Raw genomic sequence first — 21885 nt, 5'->3', positions numbered from 1 at the left:
AATGACACTAGAAGCAGATATTGTCATTGTCGGGTCAGGTGCCAGTGGTGCGGCTGCAGCTTGGAGTCTGAGCCAAGATAAAAACTTACGTATTGTATGTTTGGAGCAAGGGCAAGAACAAGATGCGACTCGTTACCCGAGTTCGAAAATCACTTGGGAAATTGCAAAAGCGCATCACAGCAGCTTCGACCCGAATATACGCAAAAATGATGCTGATTATCCTATAGACAATACCAGCTCACCGATATCGTTAGCGAATTTTAACGGATTTGGCGGTAGCACAATTTTATACTCTGGCCATTTCCCAAGGTTTCATCCATCCGACTTTAAGACCAAAACCTTGGATTCAGTTGGGGAAGACTGGCCATTTTGCTATGAAGACTTAGAACCTTATTTTACTGTTAATGAGCAAATGATGGGGGTTGCGGGATTGGTTGGGGACCCAGCTTATCCTGAGTTTGATGCTTTGCTTCCTCCTGTGCCACTTGGTGAAGGCGGGCGTAAACTTGCACAAGCATTTAATGATTTGCAGTGGCATTGGTGGCCATCGTACAGTGCTATCAATACCAAAAACCACCAGAATCGTGGTCAATGCATCAATTTAGGGCCTTGTAATACAGGGTGCGCGCAAGGTGCAAAAGGTAGTGTTGATGTGACCTATTGGCCCAAAGCGAGATTGCAAGGGGTGCAAGTTTTAACCGAGAGTACGGTTTTTAACATTGCTTTGGATGACAAAGGCAATGCGAAAGGGGTTGAGTATTTTGATAAAGATGGGGTGCAGCAGTTTCTAGCTGCTAAGCTGGTGGTGTTGGCTTGCAGCGGAGCGGGTACACCTAGGCTGTTATTGCAAAGTCGCTCATCACAATATCCGAATGGTTTACTTAATAATTATGACGTGGTTGGACGTAATTTGATGCTACACCCGCTTGCATATATCGAAGGTGTTTTTGACGACCCGATAAACTCAAGCATAGGTCCGCAAGGTTGTAGTTTGTTATCTCAACAATTCTATGAAACAGACGCTAGTCGGGATTTTGTACGTGGTTATACGATGCATGTACTGCGTGGCACACCTGCATTAGAAACTGCCACAACTGGGTTTTTAACCCGACGTATTCCGATCGGTAAGGGGCACCATCAAGCATTTAGCCGACTGTATAACCATAATATGGGTATAGCGATAATCAGTGAAGATCTAGCCGAGCCAGACAATCGCATCGAACTTGATTACCAGCATTTAGATAAATGGGGACTACCCGGTATTAAGGTCAGTTATCAGCTCCACGACAATACCAAAAAAATGCTTAAACATGGCATTGATAGAGCTAAGGAAGTTTTTACTGCGGCGGGGGCAAAAGTAAATTCGGCATTTGCGCCAGTAAAGCACGCGGGATGGCATATCATGGGAACTGCGAGAATGGGGAGCGACCCCACAACATCGGTTGTGAACCAACATGGCCAAGCCCATGCGGTTAAAAACCTGTTCATTGTTGATAGCAGCATTTTTATTACCGCAGGGGCAGTGAATCCGGTGGCGACGGCACAAGCGCTGACATTGAAAATTTGTGATGGTATCCGCCACAATTTTACACAATGGGCCAATCATGATTAAACGATTTTTGTCCGTTATTTTACCCGGTGATGACGAGTTGGGTTTACCAAACGCAGCATCATTAAATTTACACTATTTAGTTGAAAAAGATGTCGAAGCACACTCACTTGGCCTGTTTTTTGAATTGCTTTCACAAGTAGCCAGGGAAAAACTGCAGCTCAGCATTGAAGAGGCCGATGACGATCAGTTTCTCGCGGCAATTGAAGCCGCCAAACGCAAAGAAGTAAGGTTAACATCCGCAGTTATTTTAAGCTGTTTGCGACACTATTATACCAATGCTGTCGTGCTTGAGCGCATCGGTAGTGGCGCGATACCGCCATTCCCTGAGGGGAATAACTTGGCAGAGGATGATTGGTTGTTGCTTGAGCCGGTTTTTGAGCGGGGACCGATTTATAAAGAGGTTAAACATGATTAATTCACTGGATGGATTACTAACGGGTAAACAAGCCGTGATCACGGGTGCGAATCGTGGCATTGGCCTCGCAATTAGTTTGTTGTTTCTGCAACACGGGGCTAGGGTTTATGGTTGCATAAGAAACTTAAACTCAGTCCATGAAAATGAAGCGTTAAAGCCTTACTTAGAAGTTGGTCAATTTATTGCTATTGAACTAGATCTGAGCTCTGAGGAATCAGTTAAAATCGCGACCAAGTCTGTTCGACAGTACACCAAACAAGTGGATATTCTGGTTAATAACGCAGGAATTGCCAGTGGCGCAGTGTTTCAAATGACTTCAATTAATGACATGAAAGCACTTTTTGACGTTAACCTTTTCCACCCCATGTTATTGACGCAAGGTATAGCGCGATTAATGAGTCGAGCAGGTGGGGCAATTGTTAATATCTCATCTAGTACCGCGCAGTCTATTGAACCAGGTACCTTTGCTTACGGTAGTAGTAAAGCCGCTGTGGAACGCGCAACGAAGAGCTTAGCACTCGAATTGGCGGTGATGAACATTCGAGTTAACGCCATCGCGCCGGGTATTACTCAAACCGAAATGGCGGGAGAAATGGATGAAGCGGCAAAATCATTGCTAGTAGGAAAATCAGCGATGAAACGTTGTGCTGCTCCAGCTGATATTGCAAATACGGCATTATTTTTATGTTCAGATTTGGCGCGGCACATAACGGGACAAGTGCTGAGTGTAGATGGTGGATTAATTTAAAAGGTAACTCTTCATGAAATATCCAGAAATTGCTGCTTTTGCGAAGTTTATGCGCCAAAAAATGTTAGATATTAGTTATCAAAGCGGGACTTCGACCCATTTAGGTGGTGCGCTTTCAATGGCAGAAGTTATGGCGACGCTCTATGGCAAAGTATTAAGATTCGATAAGAATAATCCAAGATGGGAAGATAGAGACCGCTTTATTTTAAGTAAAGGCCACGGTGTGCTGGGGTTTTATCCGGCGTTGTTGGCGGCTGGGATTATTTCTGAAGAAAAGTTTGCTACTTTCCAGACTAATGGTAGCGACCTCATCGCGCATCCGGTGATGAATTTAGATTTAGGTATTGAGTCTTCAAATGGCAGCTTGGGACATGGTATTTCCATGGCAGTAGGCATTGCGACAGCGGCCAAACGCAAAAATGTCGCGTTTAAAACCTATACGTTAGTCGGCGATGGTGAAACCAACGAAGGTTCGGTGTGGGAAGCAGCTATGTTAGCTGCCCATTTGCAGTTGGATAACCTCACTGTGATAGTCGATTACAACCGCCATCAGAATGATGGCGCAGGTAAAGACATTCTGCTAATTGATAACATGGCTGAGCGATTTAGCGCGTTTGGCTGGCATGCGATAGAGGTGGATGGTCACAATATTGAGGAAATTGTCGTGGCCTTTGAAGAAACCGTATTTAACAGGCCAAAAGTAATTGTGGCACATACGACCAAAGGTAAAGGGGTGTCTTTCATGGAAAATGATAACAGCTGGCATCACAATCGCTTAACTAAGAATAACTATGAACTCGCGATCGGCGAGCTTAATGTCGAATAGGTGAGGTCACAATGGAAATTACTCTTCGTAACGTCAAGCAGTGGGCGAGATTAGGGCCCCGTGGCGTATTTGGTCTCGCCATTCTAGATGTCGCAGCAAATTACCCAGACATGATGGTGATGTCTGCGGACTTGGCCAGTTCGTCGGGCTTAGAGCGTTTTAAAAATACCTATCCAAATCAGTTTCTTAATGCTGGTATAGCAGAACAAAATATGATTGGTGTAGCAAGTGGGCTAGCAAAAGAAGGGTTTAATGTTTTTGCTTCGTCATTTTCGCCTTTTATTGCCATGCGAGCCAGTGAACAAGTTCGCATGAATTTAGGCTACATGCACATGAATGTAAAAGCAGTTGCCATTGGCAGTGGAATTGGCATGGGATTTTTGGGTAATTCGCACTTTGGACTGGAAGATGTTTCCGTGATGCGGGCCATTCCCGGTTTGACTATAGTTAACCCTGCTGACTGTGCCGAAGTGGTCAAAACGATAAAGGCAGCGGCTGAATTTAAAGGGCCAATGTATATTCGCCTCACCGGTACTGCTAATTCGCCGATAGTCTATGAGGACGAGTATGAGTTTACCATTGGAAAATCTATTACCTTACGCCAAGGCAGTGACGTGACTTTGATAGCCTGTGGGTCAATGGTATATGAAGCGTTACAAGCAGCCAACATGTTGAGCGAGCAAGGCATTGAAGCTGAAGTGGTGAATATGCACACCATAAAACCGCTTGATACCACCAGTGTTGATAATGCTATAGCGAGCGGCAAGCCAATTATTACCATTGAAGAACATACGACATTAGGTGGCCTGGGGAGTTCAGTAGCTGAGTATATGTCACCACTTGAGCGTCGTGTGCGACATTTGTTAATCGGCTTGCCAGATGCGTATATTAAGACTGGGGATTATCAATATATGCTTAAAGATCAGCAACTAGACGCAGAGTCACTGGCTGTTCGCATTAAAGCATTTGTGGGATAACGGCATGGTCGAGTTTGACAATCATGACATCGTGAAGCCTGCTTTGGATAAGGTTATAGCGGCAATACTCACTCAGTTGCAACATGATGCTGTAAAAGTCATTTGGCTTTCCGTTGATTTTAGAATGCTGATTGCTGCAACAGGGTTAAAGCATACTGATGCACAAAAAGCGGCGGGTTTTATTCTTGAGTCGGTGATATCGTCGCTTGATGTAGAGCAAACTCTAATCGTGCCAACATTTTACTTTGGTTTCCCACAATCAAAAGTATTTGATAGACGCAATAGTCCGGTACAGACTGGGGTATTTGGCGGCTTACTATTGGAAAAATATGCAGCTAACCGCATTGTTCAGCCATTTTACTCATTCTTGGTGTTTGGTAAGCAAGCGGAGCCATTATTAAATCAACGTTTTTTGCATAGTACTGGGCCAAACTCCATATTTGAGTGGGTTGTAGAGCAAAATACGCGGGTTATTGCTGTGGGGCACCATTACGTTAAATCTCTTACAAGTATCCATCATGCAGAGCAAATGGCCGCAGTTTCCTACCGCTATGAAAAGTTCTTTGCTGGAGTGCTACTTCAAGATGGACAACAAGAACCATTGCAATGTGGTTTTTATGTACGCGAACTAGGGGTCTGTGACTTTTCATCGTTGACCTTACGAGGTGATAACAAGCTGCGAGATGAAGGCATGGTGGCGAGTTGCTTAATTATGGGAATGCGTCGGCCGTTACTTTTGCATATTGTTGACCATTACCCTGTGCATAAACTGCTGGTGGCCGATTTAAATCGGCCTGAGCCGCAATTTGTAGATTACTATGGGCCACAAAGAGCCAATGTTGATGTGATCAACAGTGTAGTTGCGGACAAACTCTACCAAGCTGAATTAAACTCGCTTGCGTAATCAATACCATAGGCGAAAGTTACTTTTTCGCCTCCATCTTTGGCTGCAACATAAATTTCGGCGAGGCGTAGCTAAAACTACCTTTACATACTACTTTACCATCGCTACTACCTATCACCTCTCCTTTGGTTATCCCTCTGCGCATTGGGCTAAGCGTTGCAACAAATTCAAGGGTATTCTCAGGTGTCGATGCGGACAAAACTTTAACTTGAATGTCGTTAACAAACGCTCTGGTTTCGCCATGATCGTAAGTGTCATAAATGAGCAGTACTAACGTTTGTAGCATACCTTCTATTTGTAGTGTCGCAGGCATGACTTGAGAGTGGGGCAAATGGCAGTCAAAAAACCACTCATTTGGGCTTAATGATTTCGTTGCTATGGCTTTTTCACCTTTCTCCACCACTGAAAACGTATCTATCATTAAAAATGGTGGCTTAATATCAAGTTGTTGGGAAATTTGAGAAATATCCATCTACGGCTCCATAGCGACCACGATACGTCCAAATGGGCGTTGTGTTTGGTAATTAGTAATTAAGTTAGGCAACTCTGCGAGCTTTATGGTGTTATACAATGCCATTAAGTTGGTCGGTTTCCAATCCGTAGCCAGCAAGTGCCAGAGTCGGCTTTTAGTATCCCCGCTGGACAGCTCTGCGTTGATCCCAATCAGTGAAATGGCGCGAAGAATAAAGGGTAACACGTTGCCAGAGAATTGCGTGGCGGATGCATTACCAACGGCCGCAATTACACCATGCTCATCTGTCATCTTGATAAGGTTTTCTAAACAGGCCCCTCCTACGATATCAATGGCGGCATGCCACCTTGGTTTAGCTAAATTCTGCTGCTGAGTAACGAGCAGCTCTTCTCTTGGCAGTAGAACAGTTGCTCCCATTTTCACTGCAAAATCGTAGCTTTGTGGAGTCGTGAAATCAGCGCAAATTTCATATCCAAGTTGGCAAAGAATCGCTGCAGCAATACACCCAACTCCGCCCGTTATGCCAGTGACCATAATTTTCTTATTGTTATCAACGCCTGCTACAGTTATGGCATCGACACACATTGCTGCGGTATATCCGGCAGTACCAAACGCCATAGCTTGTTCCATGGTCATATCCGCAGGGAGGGGCATAACCCACGAGGCGGGAACTGAAATATATTCAGAAAATCCGCCAAAATGATTCATTCCCATTGGAAAACAAGTAACCATAACCTTATCACCGGGAGTAAATAGAGGAGATTGACTGCTAGTGACGACACCTGCGGCATCCGTACCGGGAATATGTGGAAAACGTCGTGTGACCGCAGGGTTGCCTGCGCAGGACATGAGATCTTTATAGTTGATACTGGAATAGTGAACTTTAATGGTCACTTCGTGTTGAGGAAGAAAGTCCAGCGGCAAATTTTCTAGTTCACAATTGAAAGTGCGATTTACTGATTTCCTGACCACTAAAGCGGAGAAATGTTCAGTCATGCTAATGTCTGCTAAAAAGTTCAATATTTACCGTATTCTTTAGCACAAGCTCTTGATAGTCAAATCGTAATCTTTCACAATGAAAGCAATAAGCATAAATAACTTGAACAGACTTAAGCACATCTCGCGCTTAACTGTAGGAGTAGAAATGAGTAACTTAGAAAAATACAATCAAGCTTTCGTTCAAGCCTTTGGTGTGTCAGAAGATGCGGTTGAAGCACTGGAATATCAATCAATTACTGAATGGGACTCGGTTGGACACATGGGCTTAATCGCAGAACTTGAAGATGCGTTTGATATTATGATGGAAACAGAAGATATCATCGAGTTTAGCTCTTACGCTGAAGGTAAAAATATCCTTAAAAAATATGATGTCACGATCTAAATATCTTCAAACAAACAGCGGGTTTGACCCGCTGTTTGTCCATTGTTAATTTTTCACGTCATCCCAGCTTAACGCACTTCCTCGGATTAAGTCCTTATTTGCGGTTAAAGTCAGTATTTGCTCATAATGCTTCGGGGCTAAACCAAATCCTGGTCTGATGCGGCGAATATTCTCTTTACTAAACTTCTCGCCTTTTTTAATGTCCTTTACGACGTAAATCGAACGGCGAAATTGCAAATTCTGTTCTTCGTCTTTTGTAGTACCAAGTTCACCTGTTCCGATTGCCTGCCAAGTACTGCTGGTGGTTTGCACTAACATGTTTAATTCTTCTGGCTCAATTGAGAATGCAGCGTCTGGACCGGGAATCGAACGGTCTAAGGTAAAATGTTTCTCAATAACCGTCGCTCCTAATGTAGTGGCAGCAATGGCTGCGGTGTGTGACAAAGTATGATCGGATAGACCAGTTAGCACATTAAATTGTTGTGCCAGCGTTTTGATTGCTCTTAAATTTGCACGCTCGGTAACAGCAGGGTAGGAGCTAACACAGTGTAAAAGTACAATATGCTGTGCGCCATGGCTTTTTGCACAGTCAAGCGCTTCTGCTATCTCCATAGCATTGGCCATACCTGTAGACATAATCAGTGGTTTACCAGTCTTGGCGACATAGGCGATAAGAGGTAAATCGGTTAATTCAAAAGAGGCAATTTTATAAGCTGGCGTATCAAGTGATTCCAGTAAATCGACAGCAGTTTCATCAAATGGGGTACTGAATAAAGTAATACCTTCGCGCTTTGCATGGGCAAAAAGTTCTGCATGCCATTCAAATGGGGTATGTGCTTGCTGATACAATTGATGAAGATTGTAACCTTGCCAAGGTCCGACGGCGATTTGGAAATCAGCCTGCGGCGCATCTATCGTCATCGTATCAGCGGTGTAGGTTTGAATCTTAATTGCATCGGCGCCCATTTTTTTTGCCATCGAAATGGTGTTGAGTGCGGTCTCAATTGAGCCATTATGATTCGCAGAAATTTCAGCGATAATATAGGGCGCTTGTTGAGGACCAATAACACGGCCATTGATTGAGAAAGCGTTTGACAAAGCTAGTCACCTCTTAAATCTGGAAATCGCACAAAATGATCAACATGAATGGCTTTAAAGCCTGCGCGTGCAAATAGTTTACTGGATTTTAGATTTTTAGGATCTAAATAAGCATGAATGGTTTTACGTTTGAATGACTTGTCAAGTGCATGAATTGCGGCATCCGCATAGCCGGCCCCTTGATGCTCTGGTGCAACAAGAATAGAAATTTCTAGTTCTAACTCGGAGATTTGATCTAATCGCAACATCCCAACGCCTGATTTCGTCCAGCTATCTATGATAATGAATAAAGCCCTTTTCGAATTTGCGAGCGTATTTCTAAGCCACAGTACATGCTCATTAAACTCAACTGGTTTCGGATTTCGAGAGTATTTTCGGACCTCTGGGTTGGATTGCCAAGCAAATAAAAGATCTGTGTCATCTAATGTTGCGGGGCGCAATGCGACCCTTGATTGCAATATGTGTTGGATGACTTTCTGTGCGCCCTTACCATCGACTAGAGCAAAAGCTTGATTCACCATTTGAGATAAATACGCCGTATTGGCTTGTAATAGTTGCTCAAATGTTTGCTTGAGGCGAGTTGCAAAACCGCTATCAACTTGTCCTAGATGGACAATTGCGCCGGTTTGGGCCAATGCTTTGCCAACAAAAACTTGGTTAGCTGCGATATCAGTTGTGATGGCGGGTAGCCCTAAACAACAGCGCTCCCAAGATAAAGTGCCATTGGCGCCGATAGCTAAATCCGCGTCTAGCATCAGTTTTGCGACCGCAGTGCTGTCAACGTGAAGTGTACATAAAGATGAGTTAGCCACACGCTCGCTAATCTCTAGTAAATGTGGCGCACTGGACGAAAGCACGATATTGATTTTAATCTGATGTTCGATGCAAATGGGTAAAATCGCATCTAACGTTTGTGAGGTGGCGTTGATTGGATCTGTGCTACCAAAGCAAATTAGAATTTCGCGAATGCCGTCTTTACTCATGCGTTTTTTAACCGCATGTTCTCTTAATTCGATAAACTCGCGACGCAGTAGTGAATAATCACATCCTAGTAGTAAGTTAGTCTTTGGGCTTACTAGATGTCGGTAGTCGTTTTTGTGGCGTAAGTAAGTTTGGTCTAATAAACTATCACAGTCATGAATGCGGTTCGCAAGGTCATCAATGACCAGTAAATGAGCGCAGTGCTCCCTCACTGGTGTTTCCCAAGATTGGTCGAGTTGATAATGGTCAACCACGACAACGTTAGGGCCCAATTGAATATCAAATGAGGCTATAGAATGTTGTGCATCAGCCGCGATATGCAGGTTCGGTGGTAGTTTTGTGAGCAAAAATTGATTCTCTGCTAACAAAGTCTCGTGATGAATTAAGATTTCTTTGGCGATAAAATGAATAGCACATTGGGTAAGGTGATGAAATGCCTTCGCCAACGTTAGGCAGCGCATAAAATGGCCGCTACCTATATTTGCCGAACTATCAACACGAAATAATACTTGCATGTTTATCTTACTTTAAAAACCGGTTGCAGAATCTTACCTGTAATTTTAGATAGCAGTGTATTGTCTTCAATCGCCAGATTGATCAAGGGTAATACTTCCTCATATGCTTTAAGCAAGCGATCAATATGCTCCCGTTGGTGTGCATAACTTAGATTGTGACTTGCTGAGACGAGGATGCCACGCTTAGCCATTTCTTGGATAAGTAAAGTCTTAATCTCAAACGAGGTGGCATTTGGTCGATCAGAAATCGTGATAAAGGACCATGATGGGTGACCTAAAACCTTAAGCCAATGCTCACAGTTAAACTGCACAATTAAATTGTTAAGTTGAGATATGAGATATTCCCCTTGCTCCGCAATATGGTCTAGGACATTGTCGCGTTGCATTTTGTCAATCACGGTACTGGCTGCCGTGAGTGCCACTGCATCACCCGCAAAAGTGCCAGAGAAAAAGATTTCTTCCATTAGCATCATGATTCTGCGTTTACCCACCACTGCTGAAAGAGGCCAGCCATTTGCCATACCTTTTCCGAACGTTGATAAATCCGGGGTGACATTAAAAAGGGTTTGGGCACCGTTTAAATGGAAGCGAAAACCGGTAATGGTTTCGTCGAAAATGAGCAGCGTATTGTGTTGATCACAAAGCTGTCTGACTTGCTCTAAAAAGCCAGGCTCAGGATAGGCAACATTCATGGGTTCCATAATAACAGCCGCTAATTTATGTTGCGCAAACACTTGTTCTAAGGACGCGATATCGTTGTAATTAAACTTATGTGTTAATTCACAAACCGCGTCAGGAATGCCAAGTTTACGGGTTGTACTGCCGATATACCAGTCGTGCCAACCATGGTAACCGCATACTGCGACGTCATCTTTACCTGTATAGGCGCGAGCGAGTCGAATTGCCGCGGTTGTAGCGTCGCTACCATTTTTGCCAAAGCGCACCATATCAGCACTTGGGATAAGCGCACAAAGTTTTTCAGCGACTACGGTTTCAATTTCTGTTGGTAGAGAGAAAATGGTGCCTAGATCAATTTGATTTTTTACAGCAGCATCGACATCGGGGTCGCAATAACCTAAAGAGATTGACAGAAGCCCATTCACAAAGTCGATATATTCGTTGCCATCATAGTCTGTAACAATACAGCCTTTACCCGATTTTAAATAAAGTGGTGCAGCGCCTTCAGGAAAAGCATATTTACTTTTGCTAAAGGTTTGAGAGCCAGTCGGGATCACATTGGAGGCTCTATCTAGTAAAGTGTTACATTTACTCAGTACCAGTTCATCGCTTTGTTTAAAGCCTTCGTTACGCTTAATATGCTTATTAAGGTGCTTCAATTCAGGATTATCATTAACCAATTTCAATACGTCCATAAAAGTAAATAGCGGGTCGTTGTTGTACAGCTGGTGATAAATTGTTTCGATCAGTGCAAAGTCTTCAGGATTATCTACAGTCCACCTAAGTTCAGATAAATCTGTATCATTCTTCACGACATGGATTTTAAACAGCTCAGGATTACTATAGACGTAGGGTGTTACGTGCTCACGCTCAAGACTTGTTTTAGCATTTAAATGCGCTCTTAGCAGTACTTCAGAGCGGATCACTTCCACGTCCAAACCATCGGGAAAAGTAGGCGACAAACAATTACTGGTATAGTCGGCATGATGTGCCAAATGTTCAGCAATCACATGATCAATTAATTCAGGATCTAACAACGGGCAATCCGCAGTAATACGTACGACATGCTGGCTTGGATAGGCCTTCATTACCGTATTGAAGCGAGCTAAAACATCATTTAACGATCCTCGAACACAGGTTATGTGGTTTGCAGCACAAAACTTTGCAATATCATCATCACTTTGGCCATGGCTGGTGGCTACTATGATAGAGTTAATACGTTGTGCGCGAGACAAACGTTCGAGTAATAGTTCGAGCATAGGTCGATTGTTAATAGGTTTAAGAACTTTACCTGGAAGGCGAGAAGAGTTCATTCTAGCTTGGACAATCGCAATTACGTTCATAAAAAACTCGAAATGGTGTATTGGTTGTTATATCGGCCAAAGAGTAGGATTAATTAGCTGTTGTTCTTTACAAGCGAGTCTTTTTAACGTGCTCATATCAACTTTAAGATTTTCTGCACGCTGATATGCATTGACCACTTCAATAAGTTGCTCCGCCGCACAGCAACCTACCAAAATTTTATCTATGTGACTATTTTGTACTGCTATCGCAAGCGCTAGACTCAATGGAGAACAGTTTAAATCGCGAGATAGCTCTTTTACTGCTTTAAAATAACTAGAATAAGCTTGAAATTTTGTTGGTAATTCAGGTGCTACTAGGAGACCTTGTAAAAAAATTGAGCGTGCGTGCAACTTGACATGTCGTTTTGCTAGCAGTGAGGTAATTGGTTGAGTAGTGAAGCGCTGGTCGAGTAGGTTTACAGGACACTGGATAAAATCGAGGGGAAATTTGTTAACTATATCTTCAACTAATTCGGGCGTATAGAATGACACGCCAATGTTTTTGATTAGGCCTGCGGATTGCATTGCTTGCGCCTGTTGCAGCAGAGCTTGCCCTTCTTTAGTTAATAAAGTCGTTTCATTGTGAAATAATAAGCCATGCAATGACTCTGTACGCAGCATAGCAAGGCTATGTAGTACTGACTTTTCTAATTGTTGCGGTTTATCGCAATGCGAAACCTTGGATATGTACTCAAAACCACTGGGCGCCAATTGGCCTAATACACTTTCACAGTCGCCATAAGCTGGTGCGGTATCGATTTGTGCTATCCCATGTTGGGCCGCAACAACAAGAATGTCGGCCAACGTTTGCTGCGTTACCTGACCATGAATATTCGTTACCCCATAATTTAGACCGAATTGGGCTCCACCAAGCACAAGCTTCATAAGGCATTCTTCACGTTGCTGACAATAGTTTCGATATCTTGCTCGCTAAGTTGAGGGTGTAAAGGTAAAGTGAGTGCTTTTGAATAATAATTTTCGGCGTTCGGACAATAGCCGGCAAGAAAGCCTTTCGCTTGATAGTAAGGTTGTAAGTAAATAGGGATGTAGTGGACATTGACACCAATGCCAGCTTGTTGCAAAGCATGGTACATACGCAATCTTTGTTCGGCATTATCTAGTAGAACAACCAATAAGTGATAGCTGCTCAGGCCATACTGTTTTACTGTGAGCATGGTAACATTTAATTCCGCGAGCTTGTTTTGGTATAAAGCCGCAAGGTTATTTCTAATTGCGACAAACTGGTCCAATTTATCAAGCTGACTTAAACCCAGTGCTGCTTGAATATCCGTCATACGATAATTAAAACCCAAAGCTAATTGCTCGTAATACCAAGGACCATGACTTGGGTTTTGAAGCAATTCAGGCTCTCGGGTAATACCGTGAGAGACAAATTGCTGCATTTTTTTTGCTAATTGAGGACTGTTGGTGGTCGCAACTCCGCCTTCACCTGTGGTAATAATCTTCACTGGATGGAAGCTGAAAACACATATATCGCTATATTTACAATTACCTATCGGCATGTTTTGATAAGTGCCGCCAATAGCATGTGATGCGTCTTCGATGATTTTGAAGCCATACTCTTGAGCAAGCTGATAAATTGCCGCCATGTCGCAGCTCTGGCCACATAAATGAACTGGGATCACTACTTTTGGCAACTTTTGCAGTTGTTTAGCAACCTCAAGCTTGCGTTCCAAAGCTGCTAAGCTCATCAAGCCGGTATCAAGGTCAATGTCGACAAAATCAATATCAGCACCACAATACAAAGCACAATTTGCCGACGCGACGAATGAAATCGGTGAAGTCCAAACAATGTCGTTTTCTGAAACACCAAGTGCCAAGCATGCTATGTGCAAACAGGCCGTTGCGTTCGCGGCAGCTATGGCATAGCGGCTTGTTGTTTTAGTAGCAATAGCTGTTTGGAAAGCGGTAATTGCCGGACCTTGTGTTAGAAAGTCCGATTTTAAAACCGCTACGACGGCATCAATGTCGCTTTGATCTATCGCTTGTTTTCCGTATGATTTCATTTCAATGCCATTTGATTAAATTCGATAATTTCCTCAGCGGTTAGGTAATGTGTATTGTCTCTTGAATTATATTCATAGCCTGTGGCGACTGGTTTGCCTCTTTCCCCAATAGCGTTAATGGTGAAATCATTAGAACGTGAACTAAATTTAATCCCAGGGGCAATGACGAAATGGTCATCGTATTCATAGGTATCAAAACATAAGTCGGCAGGGCACATTACTTCATGGAGTTTTTCACCAGGGCGGATACCTATCACTTTAATGGGTAAATTTGGCGCCATGGCTTTGGCTAGATCTGTGATTCTAATCGAAGGAATTTTTGGCACAAAAATTTCACCACCGAGCATGCGCTCAAAATTCTTCAGTACAAAGTCGACGCCTTGCTGCAAACTTATCCAAAAACGAGTCATGTCTTCGTGAGTGATCGGAATATGGTCACGGCCTTCATCAATAAATTTTTGGAAAATCGGCACTACAGAGCCGCGTGAGCACACTACATTGCCATATCGCACCACCGAGAAGGTGGTTTTATGGCCACCGGCGATATTATTTGCCGCCACGAATAACTTGTCTGATGCAAGTTTGGTGGCGCCGTATAGATTAATGGGGTTGGCGGCTTTGTCAGTTGAAAGCGCGATCACTTTACTAACGTTATTATCAAGCGCGGCTTCGATGACATTTTCTGCGCCGTTGATATTGGTTTTAATGCATTCCATCGGATTGTATTCGGCGGCTGGAACTTGTTTTAGTGCGGCAGCGTGAATGACATAGTCAACACCGCGCATAGCGCGTTTTAGACGGTCTTTATCGCGTACATCACCAATAAAGTAACGCATACAGGGGGCATCGAACTCTTGTTGCATCTCGAATTGTTTTAATTCGTCGCGTGAAAACACAATTATTTTTTTCGGTTTATAGCGAGCTAACAAAGTCTTGACGTATTTCTTGCCAAATGAGCCTGTGCCGCCTGTGATTAGAATGCTTTTATTATCGAACATAGCCATTGCCACTCTGTCTGCATTTTTAATGAGAGCTACAGTTTTAGTACTATAACTGTCTACTACTCAATACTTTATACCAGTTATTTGAGTTTTGCAGTATTTATGCCAGTTGTTTGTGCGTTAATTACAGGTTTAGCATGACTTATCGGCTCGTAAAGGCTAAACTTTAACCAAGTTTCATGGCCTAAGATGGGGGGCAAAATGAAAATTCAATCACCAAGTAACCAAGCTTTTAATCAGATTGATAGAACCAGTAACAAGCTTGCGCAGCAGTTGGCTTCGGGTAAAAAAGTCAATTCAGCGGCGGATGACGCCGCAGCATTACAGATAATCGACCGTTTAACATCACAGCAAGATGGCTTTGGGCAAGCAATTCGTAATGCTTATGATGGTATTTCCTATGCGCAAACCGCCGATTCTGCATTGTCAGGTGTAAATGATGCGGTTTCTCGTATTCGCGAATTGTCTATTCAATCAGGAAATGGCGCGCTTACTGATACTGACCGACAAGCTCTGCAAGAAGAAGTGTCGCAGTTGCAATCGCAGATCACCGATACATTTAAAAACACTACGTTTGGTGGAGCGAAGTTGTTTACGGGCAATGCAGTGAGTTTTCAAGTTGGCCCTGACGCAAATACCACACAAACAGCCAAGCTTAATGATGACAACCTTGCCGCTGGGATTTTAAGTGTGGATATTTCGACCCAAGCGGGGGCGCAGGCTGCAATAGACAGTGCCGACTCAGTATCTGAGGCACTAAATAGTCAGCGCGCGCAAATCGGTGCATTTGAAAATACCCTTGGCAGCACAATTCGAGGTCTGGGTAATCAGGCTGAAAATATTGCCGCAAGCCAAAGTCGTATTCAAGATACGGATTATGCAAAAACCATAGCAGAGCAAACCGCCAACGATATTTTATCTCAAGCCAGTATTGCGCTGCGTGGTCAGGCAAACCAAAACGCCAGCAGTGTGTTGGGGTTACTCTAAATTCATGCTTAAGTATTGATCTAACACAGGCCAAGTGGCATTTTTTTGGCGATTATGTCAAAAACTTGCCACTTAGGTCTTGCATCCCTTCTTATCTCCCTTACAATCTAATTTAATAACTAGTTACAAAGATCATTTGTGGTTTAGATAAGATGATTTTGATCATAGATAACAATAATAACAGAGCAACGGGATTGTGTGCCGCACTGGCGTTTGTTGGTGAGCACGCAAAGGTTGTGAGTGAATCAGAATCATCCGAGGCGCTTAGAACCCGTGATGACAATCGACCTATTTGTATTTTAGGGGCGTTGTTAGAGCTTGATCATGAGCGTTTAATTAAAGCTAATCCAGCCATTCCATTTCTTTTGATCGGTGAAACGCTAAGGCCTTTACTGGGTTGTGGGAATGTTATTGGATTAATGGCAGAGCCATTTAGCCATGATGTTGCAACTCAACTACTTCACGATTGCCAGCAATATTTGCGCATGTTGCCAGGGCAAATTGACAAGGGCAGTAGCAAAGCATTTGACGGTTTGGTGGGTGAAACGCCCGCAGTAAAACATGTCCGTTTTCTTATTGAGCAAGTAGCCAAAACCGATGCGAACGTCTTGATCTTAGGTGAATCAGGTACTGGTAAAGAGGTGGTGGCACGTAATGTTCATTTGCTCTCACGGCGCCGCGAAGGGCCGTTTGTGCCAGTTAACTGTGGGGCTATCCCTGGGGAGCTCCTTGAAAGTGAGCTGTTTGGCCATGAGAAGGGCGCCTTTACTGGCGCGATTTCTGCTCGTAAAGGTCGTTTTGAATTAGCCCAAGGCGGTACGCTATTCTTAGATGAAATTGGCGACATGCCGCTGCAGATGCAAGTGAAATTACTGCGTGTCTTACAAGAGCGTTCCTATGAGCGTGTTGGTGGCACTAAGCCTATTCAGGCTGATGTACGGGTTATTGCCGCGACTCATCGTAATCTTGAAGAGATGATTGAAACTGGCAAGTTCCGCGAAGACTTGTATTATCGCCTCAATGTGTTTCCAATTGATAACCCTTCGCTTAAAGAGCGTGTAGAGGATATTCCGCTGCTGCTTAAAGAATTGGTGCGACGTGTCAGTGAACAAGGTGGTGCCGGGGTTAAGTTTACTGAGCGCGCAATTGAAAGTTTAAAAGTTCATCCTTGGCCGGGCAATATTCGTGAACTCTCCAACTTGGTTGAACGCATGGTGATCATGCTGCCCGACAAAGTTGTCGATGTGTCTGATTTACCAAAAAAATATCAACATATTGAAGTTGAAGCATATGAGCCTGAATATCCTGAAGAGTTATTAGAGCGTAATGCACTCAATGATATTTTCAGTGAAGGCTTTGGTGAATTTGAGGAAGAATTGGACGATGAGGTAGATGCAGAGGCGCTATTTCCAACCAATACCGTCAATCATCATGCCAACCCAAGCGATTTGTTGCCAGATGATGGAATAGATCTCAAAGAATATTTAGCCGACCTCGAAATCAGTCTTATTACTCAAGCCCTTGAGCGTTATGATTATGTGGTAGCTCGAGCGGCAGATATTCTCGGCGTGCGCCGTACTACACTGGTCGAGAAAATGAAAAAATACAATTTGGGTCGAGACTAGGCAAGCAATACCGCATAAAAATGGCGCGAATAAGCGCCATTTTTATTTCTCATGTACTGCTATTTAATTGAGTAGCGAGTTACGGTTTTAGTGCAGCAAAATCAATATCAGCGTAACTGTCTATATTCGCTTGCTTTTTAAAGCACTCGTTATGGTGATCGTTGATCATGCCGCACGCCTGCATATGGGCATACACAGTGGTTGAGCCTAAAAACTTAAAGCCGCGTTTTTTAAGATCTTTGGCAAAAGCATCGCTTTCTGGGCTGGTGGCTTGATAATCGGATTTATCGGCGACATGCCGAACCTGAGGCTGGTAGTTAACGAATTGCCATTGATAACGGGCAAAGCAGCCAAACTCGGCTTGTACTTGTTTAAACATTTTGGCGTTATTAATGGTTGCCAAGATTTTGGCGCGATTACGCACTATGCCGCTGTCTAACATTAAGCGCTCGACATCTTGCTCTGTCATTTGTGCGACTTGGTCGACATTAAACTGACAAAATGCCTGGCGATAATGCTCACGCTTTTTCAAAATGGTGTACCAACTGAGCCCAGCTTGTGCTGACTCGAGGGTGATAAACTCAAACAAGCGGTCGTCATCAATGACGGGCATACCCCATTCGTCATCATGATAAGCGACATAGTCAGGTTTGGTTTCGTCTACCCAAAGGCAGCGAGTGCAAGTTTTGGTGTCCATCTTGGCTTCCTTGAATATTGGTATACCTTCACCTTACGGATTTTTGCCACGCTTGTTAAGCGTGATTTTTTAACATCACCATTTTTAATCGTTGAAGTAGCGATAAAAGCAGGCAATTCGCTGATCTGTAAGTTGCTCGCAGCGCTGGATAGCGCTTTGTTTATCGCTAAAACCGGTTAACACGACACGATAGTCTGTGCCTGCCGAAGCATTTTGTGAGGTTTGCAAGGACAACCGCTCTGTGTCTGGCAGGCTTGCTAGCTGTTGTTGCACTGTGTTGAGATAGCGCAAGGCTTGGGCTTCAGTATGATATAAGCCGAGCTGCAGACCGTGTTGAGCGACCTTAACGCTGTTGGATTGCGGTTTTGTCTCAGGTGAGGAGGTTGAATTTATTGTCGCGCTGTTCACAGGCGCGGAATTAACCCTAGCTGTGGACATGGGAGTCATTGTAGAGAGATTTGATTTTTCGTTAGCCGCGGTTTGAACGGGTTTTGTGCTCGCAGCCAGTTGTGAATCTAGCGCCAGCACCACAGCTTTTAGTTCTTGTTCAACCGCTAAAAGGTTGGTGATCCGTCGTTCTAATTGCTCATGCTGTTGCTTGAGCGTGTTAAACTCCGCTAGGGTGACATAAGCCGCTGGTGTATCTTGCGGGCTTGTGGTGCTGTTGCAGCCACCAATGAAGAGCGTGGTTAGAAGTAAAGCAACAAAGCTATTGAGATGATTGTGAGGCATTCGAATTCTCTTAGTTAGTAACTGAGTTTAACTGTTTCGACGCTGCAGTTTAGCTGCTCTGCGAGTAACAAGTCACATTGTAATTGGCTCTCTGCGGCAGTTTGAGTAAAGCTAACGGCAAGCTGGAACTGAGACTCAGGCGTGGTGTGATAAAAACCTGTAAAAGTACCGTTTAAACGCTTTTTGATGAGCTGCCAGTAGAGTTTAAGCAGTTGTAGATCATGAAAGGTATGTATTACCGCCATGTAACCATGCAGGCGTTCCTCATGACGTAAGCTAAGGTCAACACCAGTATAAAGTTCACCGCGGGCGCTAAACTTGAGCTCCGCCAAATCGAGTCCGACCCAACTCTGCTGATTTTGCTTTGCAATGCGCACCAGATAATGGCCAGGCTTTATTTCGGTAAATAAGTAGTAGCCATCATGTTCAGACTTAGTCGTAGCAACTATCGAGCCTAATTGGTCGACTAATTCCACCTCCACATAAGCGGCGGGCTTGCCAGTTTCAGCGAGGTACAGCGTGCCGTCAATCTCGCCGCCCAAGGTAATAGGAATTTCGACAAAGTTAAGCTGCCCAGCTCGAGGCGCTACTGAAAATCCCTTGTCTGCTCGTAACATAAAGGGGTCTGGTAATGTAGCGAGATCAATTTCAATGTCGGTGCGTTTATTGGGAGTCAGGGACTTTAACAGCGCAACACCATCGGCTGCGGTACGTGCGGTACGAAAGCTTTGCCGCGAAATGACTTTGACATCAGGCAGTAAGGTTTCACCTAGGTCATAACGTAAATTGCTATTGGCATCGACAAAGACGCGCACAAGCAAACCGCCACTGCTGGCGAGCGGAGTGTTAGACCAAGTGGTTTTATTTTGTTGGTTGGCAAAGCCAAGACTCGTTCTGGCTAATAAGCTAATGCCGGTATGCTGCTCTTGGTCGTAAGTGAGGCCACCTGTTAAAGTGAATTCGGGTTGCGCCCAGCTGAGATCTAAGGCTAGTTGATTTAAATCGTCAATCGCGCGGTGGCGCAGGGTCCACTGCGACTGTAATTCATCAGTTAATTGGTGATTGACACTAAGCTCGATAATACGCCAGGCAAAGGTTTGTGACGTGTCATATTGAGCATTTAGTGTTGCAAAAAAGTCCGTAAAAAAGCCAGTCATAAATAAACTCCCGTAGCGTTCGGTCAATGCTGCTAGGCTGTTTGATGAGTTACTTTGCTGCCAAGTAAAGTTATGGTTTACCTGCACATTTCGAACGCGTGTTGAGAGTTGATTAATGAGTTTCGTGGTGCTCATATCATCATTTTCTTGTCGGCTGGCTTTTTGTTCATAATAGATATTGGCAAACAATCTGCCACTGAGGCTAACATCAAGCAAATTGTGTTTAGGCTTATCATCAAAACGGCGTTGACCCAGTTCTACACTGAGATTTTGACCACCGATAGCGGTTTGAATATGGCCATTTAGCCAGCGTTGCGTTTCGCTATGCTCGTAATTTAACTGCCATGCAGCTTGATGCAGTAAATTACCTTGCAAGCCTGCTGCGAACTGGGCGGATTGAGCCTGTTCAGCCTCTCCCCAAAGCTTACTAAAGCCAAAATAGGACTGTAGCGAATAAGGTAAAGACAGCTGATAGTTACCAGACAAATACCAATCTTGTGATGACTCGAAGTCCTTACCCAATAAGTTATTGCCCGGTTGCAATAAGGAAACATTAAACTGACTTTGCCAAGCGTCAGCGCTTTTACCATCAAAGTACAAAGTACGATGTTCCGTTGCTATTTCGCCGTAGGGGCCGTATTTCAATAGTTTGATGCGGTTTTGCCCGTAGCGTAGGCGAATATTATGAAATTCAAAGCGGCCATTATTGGTACTGGTTTCACGAGCAACCAGAATCTCATTGAGATACAGTTCAACATCCCAGTTGGGTTGAATATCGCCGCCAATATTAACCAAGTCTTGATGCTGATAGTTGTCAGCATCGTTATTAAACAGTTTGAAGCCGCGCCCTTGCTGATTGGAAAACGACTTACCAGACTGCGCGGGTTGAATATCACCTAGTTGCCATTCATTGACACCTAATTGGCGTAGTAAATTACTTTCATCTAGTTGGCGCTGCACTGACACGCGAGCTGTATCGAGCCAGTCCTTATCATTGCCATACAAAAAAAAGCGGCTATCAAGGTAGCCAAGCTCTTGCCTGCCGAGCAGTGAATAAGTGGTACTATGATGATGTTTTTGCTGCAATGCGGCGAGTTGTAAATCAAATACTGGATTTGACATAAACGCGTAGTCATTGTCTTGTTGCGGTAATTGAGCGCGAGGTGCACTGCCAGATGTAGCTAGGCGCTGATTTTTGCGTACCAGATGTTCGCTGATAGGTAACGGGGTGGTGGGGTTTACTTTGATTAATTGCCCCGCAAAATCAAGGTTCAATGCAATATCTAGCCAAGTTTGTAACCAATATGCTTCGACATACAAATCATCGGCGAGGGTAAATTGCGTGGTTTTTGCCACAAGTTGCCCTGCACGATAAAGTAACAGTTCGCCCTCTATCATCTTGACTGCAAGAGTATTGTCTTCATCATAGAGCCAACCGTCGGCCGTGACTTTATTGAGGTCAACCTGTATTGGTAATGCCAATACGTTCACTAAGCCAACTAAGCCTATTTGTGCTTGCTCTGCGCTTTTTATCGCGTAAATATCACTCAGCCAGTTGCCATTAAGCTCCACAGCCAAGATCAACTCTTCGTCTATTGGGATACTATGGGTGATATTGGGACTGTGGGCTGGCGAGTTTAATTGCCGATACTTTTTTGCCAGTGCGGCGATGGCGTTTGGCATCGCCAAGCATGTGTTGATTGGATTTA

Annotated in this window: 20 protein-coding genes; 9 read left to right on the top strand and 11 right to left on the bottom strand. The window is 44.0% G+C overall.

All coding sequences use genetic code 11. From position 1 onward, the window contains the following. Nucleotide 1: 1 nt before the first annotated feature. Genes ACFOEE_RS04810 through ACFOEE_RS04785 form a run of 6 tightly spaced genes read left to right on the top strand, consistent with a single transcriptional unit; the run spans nucleotide 2 to nucleotide 5482 of the window. A complete protein-coding gene (locus tag ACFOEE_RS04810) occupies nucleotides 2–1612 on the top strand; it encodes a GMC family oxidoreductase (RefSeq protein WP_377121463.1) in 1611 nt (536 codons plus the stop codon). Next, on the top strand, nucleotides 1605–2027 hold the full coding sequence (locus ACFOEE_RS04805) for a hypothetical protein (RefSeq protein WP_377121461.1): 423 nt from the start codon (nucleotides 1605–1607) through the stop codon (nucleotides 2025–2027). The genes ACFOEE_RS04810 and ACFOEE_RS04805 overlap by 8 nt, the downstream gene beginning before the upstream one ends. Beyond that, a complete protein-coding gene (locus ACFOEE_RS04800) occupies nucleotides 2020–2775 on the top strand; it encodes an SDR family NAD(P)-dependent oxidoreductase (protein WP_377121459.1) in 756 nt (251 codons plus the stop codon). Before ACFOEE_RS04805 ends, ACFOEE_RS04800 begins: the two co-directional genes overlap by 8 nt. A gap of 13 nt (nucleotides 2776–2788) precedes the next feature. Further along, complete coding sequence (locus ACFOEE_RS04795) at nucleotides 2789–3601, top strand: transketolase (RefSeq protein WP_377121457.1); 813 nt, start codon at nucleotides 2789–2791, stop codon at nucleotides 3599–3601. A gap of 11 nt (nucleotides 3602–3612) precedes the next feature. After that, nucleotides 3613–4578 carry a transketolase family protein gene (locus ACFOEE_RS04790; protein ID WP_377121455.1) on the top strand — a complete coding sequence of 322 codons (966 nt, stop codon included), beginning with the start codon at nucleotides 3613–3615 and terminating at the stop codon, nucleotides 4576–4578. Between the two features lie 4 nt (nucleotides 4579–4582). After that, entirely contained in the window at nucleotides 4583–5482 is a 900-nt protein-coding gene (locus ACFOEE_RS04785) for an AAC(3) family N-acetyltransferase (RefSeq protein WP_377121453.1), read from the top strand. A 19-nt stretch (nucleotides 5483–5501) separates the two neighbouring features. Here the strand turns inward: ACFOEE_RS04785 and ACFOEE_RS04780 are convergent, their stop codons facing one another. Both ACFOEE_RS04780 and ACFOEE_RS04775 read right to left on the bottom strand, forming a co-directional pair. Next, complete coding sequence (locus ACFOEE_RS04780) at nucleotides 5502–5954, bottom strand: 3-hydroxyacyl-ACP dehydratase FabZ family protein (RefSeq protein ID WP_377121451.1); 453 nt, start codon at nucleotides 5952–5954, stop codon at nucleotides 5502–5504. Next, a complete protein-coding gene (locus tag ACFOEE_RS04775; protein WP_377121449.1) occupies nucleotides 5955–6950 on the bottom strand; it encodes an acrylyl-CoA reductase family protein in 996 nt (331 codons plus the stop codon). A gap of 148 nt (nucleotides 6951–7098) precedes the next feature. Between ACFOEE_RS04775 and ACFOEE_RS04770 the strand changes: the two genes are divergently transcribed. Continuing rightward, entirely contained in the window at nucleotides 7099–7335 is a 237-nt protein-coding gene (locus tag ACFOEE_RS04770) for an acyl carrier protein (protein ID WP_377121447.1), read from the top strand. Between the two features lie 45 nt (nucleotides 7336–7380). Here the strand turns inward: ACFOEE_RS04770 and pseI are convergent, their stop codons facing one another. The 6 genes from pseI to pseB are packed head-to-tail and all read right to left on the bottom strand — an operon-like array spanning nucleotide 7381 to nucleotide 14975. Next, entirely contained in the window at nucleotides 7381–8433 is a 1053-nt protein-coding gene (pseI, locus tag ACFOEE_RS04765; protein ID WP_377121445.1) for a pseudaminic acid synthase, read from the bottom strand. A 2-nt stretch (nucleotides 8434–8435) separates the two neighbouring features. Further along, nucleotides 8436–9929: a UDP-2,4-diacetamido-2,4,6-trideoxy-beta-L-altropyranose hydrolase gene (pseG, locus tag ACFOEE_RS04760; protein ID WP_377121443.1), complete on the bottom strand. Its 1494-nt coding sequence runs from the start codon at nucleotides 9927–9929 to the stop codon at nucleotides 8436–8438. Nucleotides 9930–9931: 2 nt separating this feature from the next. Then, on the bottom strand, nucleotides 9932–11950 hold the full coding sequence (locus tag ACFOEE_RS04755) for an aminotransferase class III-fold pyridoxal phosphate-dependent enzyme (protein WP_377121441.1): 2019 nt from the start codon (nucleotides 11948–11950) through the stop codon (nucleotides 9932–9934). A 27-nt stretch (nucleotides 11951–11977) separates the two neighbouring features. Next, nucleotides 11978–12835 (bottom strand): aldo/keto reductase, encoded by an 858-nt coding sequence (locus ACFOEE_RS04750; protein ID WP_377121439.1) that lies wholly within the window; start codon nucleotides 12833–12835, stop codon nucleotides 11978–11980. Beyond that, nucleotides 12832–13977, bottom strand: coding sequence for a UDP-4-amino-4,6-dideoxy-N-acetyl-beta-L-altrosamine transaminase (pseC, locus tag ACFOEE_RS04745; RefSeq protein WP_377121437.1), 1146 nt, complete (start codon nucleotides 13975–13977; stop codon nucleotides 12832–12834). Before pseC ends, ACFOEE_RS04750 begins: the two co-directional genes overlap by 4 nt. Further along, nucleotides 13974–14975, bottom strand: coding sequence for a UDP-N-acetylglucosamine 4,6-dehydratase (inverting) (gene pseB, locus ACFOEE_RS04740; protein WP_377121435.1), 1002 nt, complete (start codon nucleotides 14973–14975; stop codon nucleotides 13974–13976). Before pseB ends, pseC begins: the two co-directional genes overlap by 4 nt. Before the next feature lie 204 nt (nucleotides 14976–15179). Here pseB and ACFOEE_RS04735 point away from each other — a divergent pair, with 204 nt between their 5' ends. Both ACFOEE_RS04735 and ACFOEE_RS04730 read left to right on the top strand, forming a co-directional pair. After that, nucleotides 15180–15965, top strand: coding sequence for a flagellin N-terminal helical domain-containing protein (locus ACFOEE_RS04735; RefSeq protein ID WP_377121433.1), 786 nt, complete (start codon nucleotides 15180–15182; stop codon nucleotides 15963–15965). 152 nt (nucleotides 15966–16117) lie between these two features. Then, nucleotides 16118–17590, top strand: a complete 1473-nt coding sequence (locus ACFOEE_RS04730; protein ID WP_377121431.1) for a sigma-54 interaction domain-containing protein — start codon at nucleotides 16118–16120, stop codon at nucleotides 17588–17590. Nucleotides 17591–17669: 79 nt separating this feature from the next. Here the strand turns inward: ACFOEE_RS04730 and ACFOEE_RS04725 are convergent, their stop codons facing one another. The 3 genes from ACFOEE_RS04725 to ACFOEE_RS04715 all read right to left on the bottom strand — a co-directional run bounded on the left by ACFOEE_RS04725 (nucleotide 17670) and on the right by ACFOEE_RS04715 (nucleotide 21859). Continuing rightward, nucleotides 17670–18287, bottom strand: coding sequence for a DNA-3-methyladenine glycosylase I (locus ACFOEE_RS04725; protein WP_377121429.1), 618 nt, complete (start codon nucleotides 18285–18287; stop codon nucleotides 17670–17672). Nucleotides 18288–18371: 84 nt separating this feature from the next. Continuing rightward, nucleotides 18372–19019, bottom strand: a complete 648-nt coding sequence (locus tag ACFOEE_RS04720; protein ID WP_377121427.1) for an SPOR domain-containing protein — start codon at nucleotides 19017–19019, stop codon at nucleotides 18372–18374. A gap of 14 nt (nucleotides 19020–19033) precedes the next feature. Continuing rightward, nucleotides 19034–21859 (bottom strand): hypothetical protein, encoded by a 2826-nt coding sequence (locus ACFOEE_RS04715; RefSeq protein ID WP_377121425.1) that lies wholly within the window; start codon nucleotides 21857–21859, stop codon nucleotides 19034–19036. Between the last annotated feature and the right edge of the window lie 26 nt (nucleotides 21860–21885).

Origin of the sequence: Pseudoalteromonas fenneropenaei (assembly GCF_042643375.1) — a bacterium.
GTDB classification, from domain to species: domain Bacteria; phylum Pseudomonadota; class Gammaproteobacteria; order Enterobacterales; family Alteromonadaceae; genus Pseudoalteromonas; species Pseudoalteromonas fenneropenaei.
The sequence above is the reverse complement of the archived record's forward strand: the minus strand, read 5'-3'. Positions and strand labels throughout refer to the sequence as shown.

Bases quoted from the DNA above. Each gene is read 5' to 3' on its own strand.
- ACFOEE_RS04810 (WP_377121463.1), top strand. From the start codon at position 2: ATGACACTAGAAGCAGATATTGTCATTGTCGGGTCAGGTGCCAGTGGT.
- ACFOEE_RS04805 (WP_377121461.1), top strand. From the start codon at position 1,605: ATGATTAAACGATTTTTGTCCGTTATTTTACCCGGTGATGACGAGTTG.
- ACFOEE_RS04800 (WP_377121459.1), top strand. From the start codon at position 2,020: ATGATTAATTCACTGGATGGATTACTAACGGGTAAACAAGCCGTGATC.
- ACFOEE_RS04795 (WP_377121457.1), top strand. From the start codon at position 2,789: ATGAAATATCCAGAAATTGCTGCTTTTGCGAAGTTTATGCGCCAAAAA.
- ACFOEE_RS04790 (WP_377121455.1), top strand. From the start codon at position 3,613: ATGGAAATTACTCTTCGTAACGTCAAGCAGTGGGCGAGATTAGGGCCC.
- ACFOEE_RS04785 (WP_377121453.1), top strand. From the start codon at position 4,583: ATGGTCGAGTTTGACAATCATGACATCGTGAAGCCTGCTTTGGATAAG.
- ACFOEE_RS04780 (WP_377121451.1), bottom strand. From the start codon at position 5,954: ATGGATATTTCTCAAATTTCCCAACAACTTGATATTAAGCCACCATTT.
- ACFOEE_RS04775 (WP_377121449.1), bottom strand. From the start codon at position 6,950: ATGACTGAACATTTCTCCGCTTTAGTGGTCAGGAAATCAGTAAATCGC.
- ACFOEE_RS04770 (WP_377121447.1), top strand. From the start codon at position 7,099: ATGAGTAACTTAGAAAAATACAATCAAGCTTTCGTTCAAGCCTTTGGT.
- pseG (WP_377121443.1), bottom strand. From the start codon at position 9,929: ATGCAAGTATTATTTCGTGTTGATAGTTCGGCAAATATAGGTAGCGGC.
- ACFOEE_RS04755 (WP_377121441.1), bottom strand. From the start codon at position 11,950: ATGAACGTAATTGCGATTGTCCAAGCTAGAATGAACTCTTCTCGCCTT.
- ACFOEE_RS04750 (WP_377121439.1), bottom strand. From the start codon at position 12,835: ATGAAGCTTGTGCTTGGTGGAGCCCAATTCGGTCTAAATTATGGGGTA.
- pseC (WP_377121437.1), bottom strand. From the start codon at position 13,977: ATGAAATCATACGGAAAACAAGCGATAGATCAAAGCGACATTGATGCC.
- pseB (WP_377121435.1), bottom strand. From the start codon at position 14,975: ATGTTCGATAATAAAAGCATTCTAATCACAGGCGGCACAGGCTCATTT.
- ACFOEE_RS04735 (WP_377121433.1), top strand. From the start codon at position 15,180: ATGAAAATTCAATCACCAAGTAACCAAGCTTTTAATCAGATTGATAGA.
- ACFOEE_RS04730 (WP_377121431.1), top strand. From the start codon at position 16,118: ATGATTTTGATCATAGATAACAATAATAACAGAGCAACGGGATTGTGT.
- ACFOEE_RS04725 (WP_377121429.1), bottom strand. From the start codon at position 18,287: ATGGACACCAAAACTTGCACTCGCTGCCTTTGGGTAGACGAAACCAAA.
- ACFOEE_RS04720 (WP_377121427.1), bottom strand. From the start codon at position 19,019: ATGCCTCACAATCATCTCAATAGCTTTGTTGCTTTACTTCTAACCACG.
- ACFOEE_RS04715 (WP_377121425.1), bottom strand. From the start codon at position 21,859: ATGCCAAACGCCATCGCCGCACTGGCAAAAAAGTATCGGCAATTAAAC.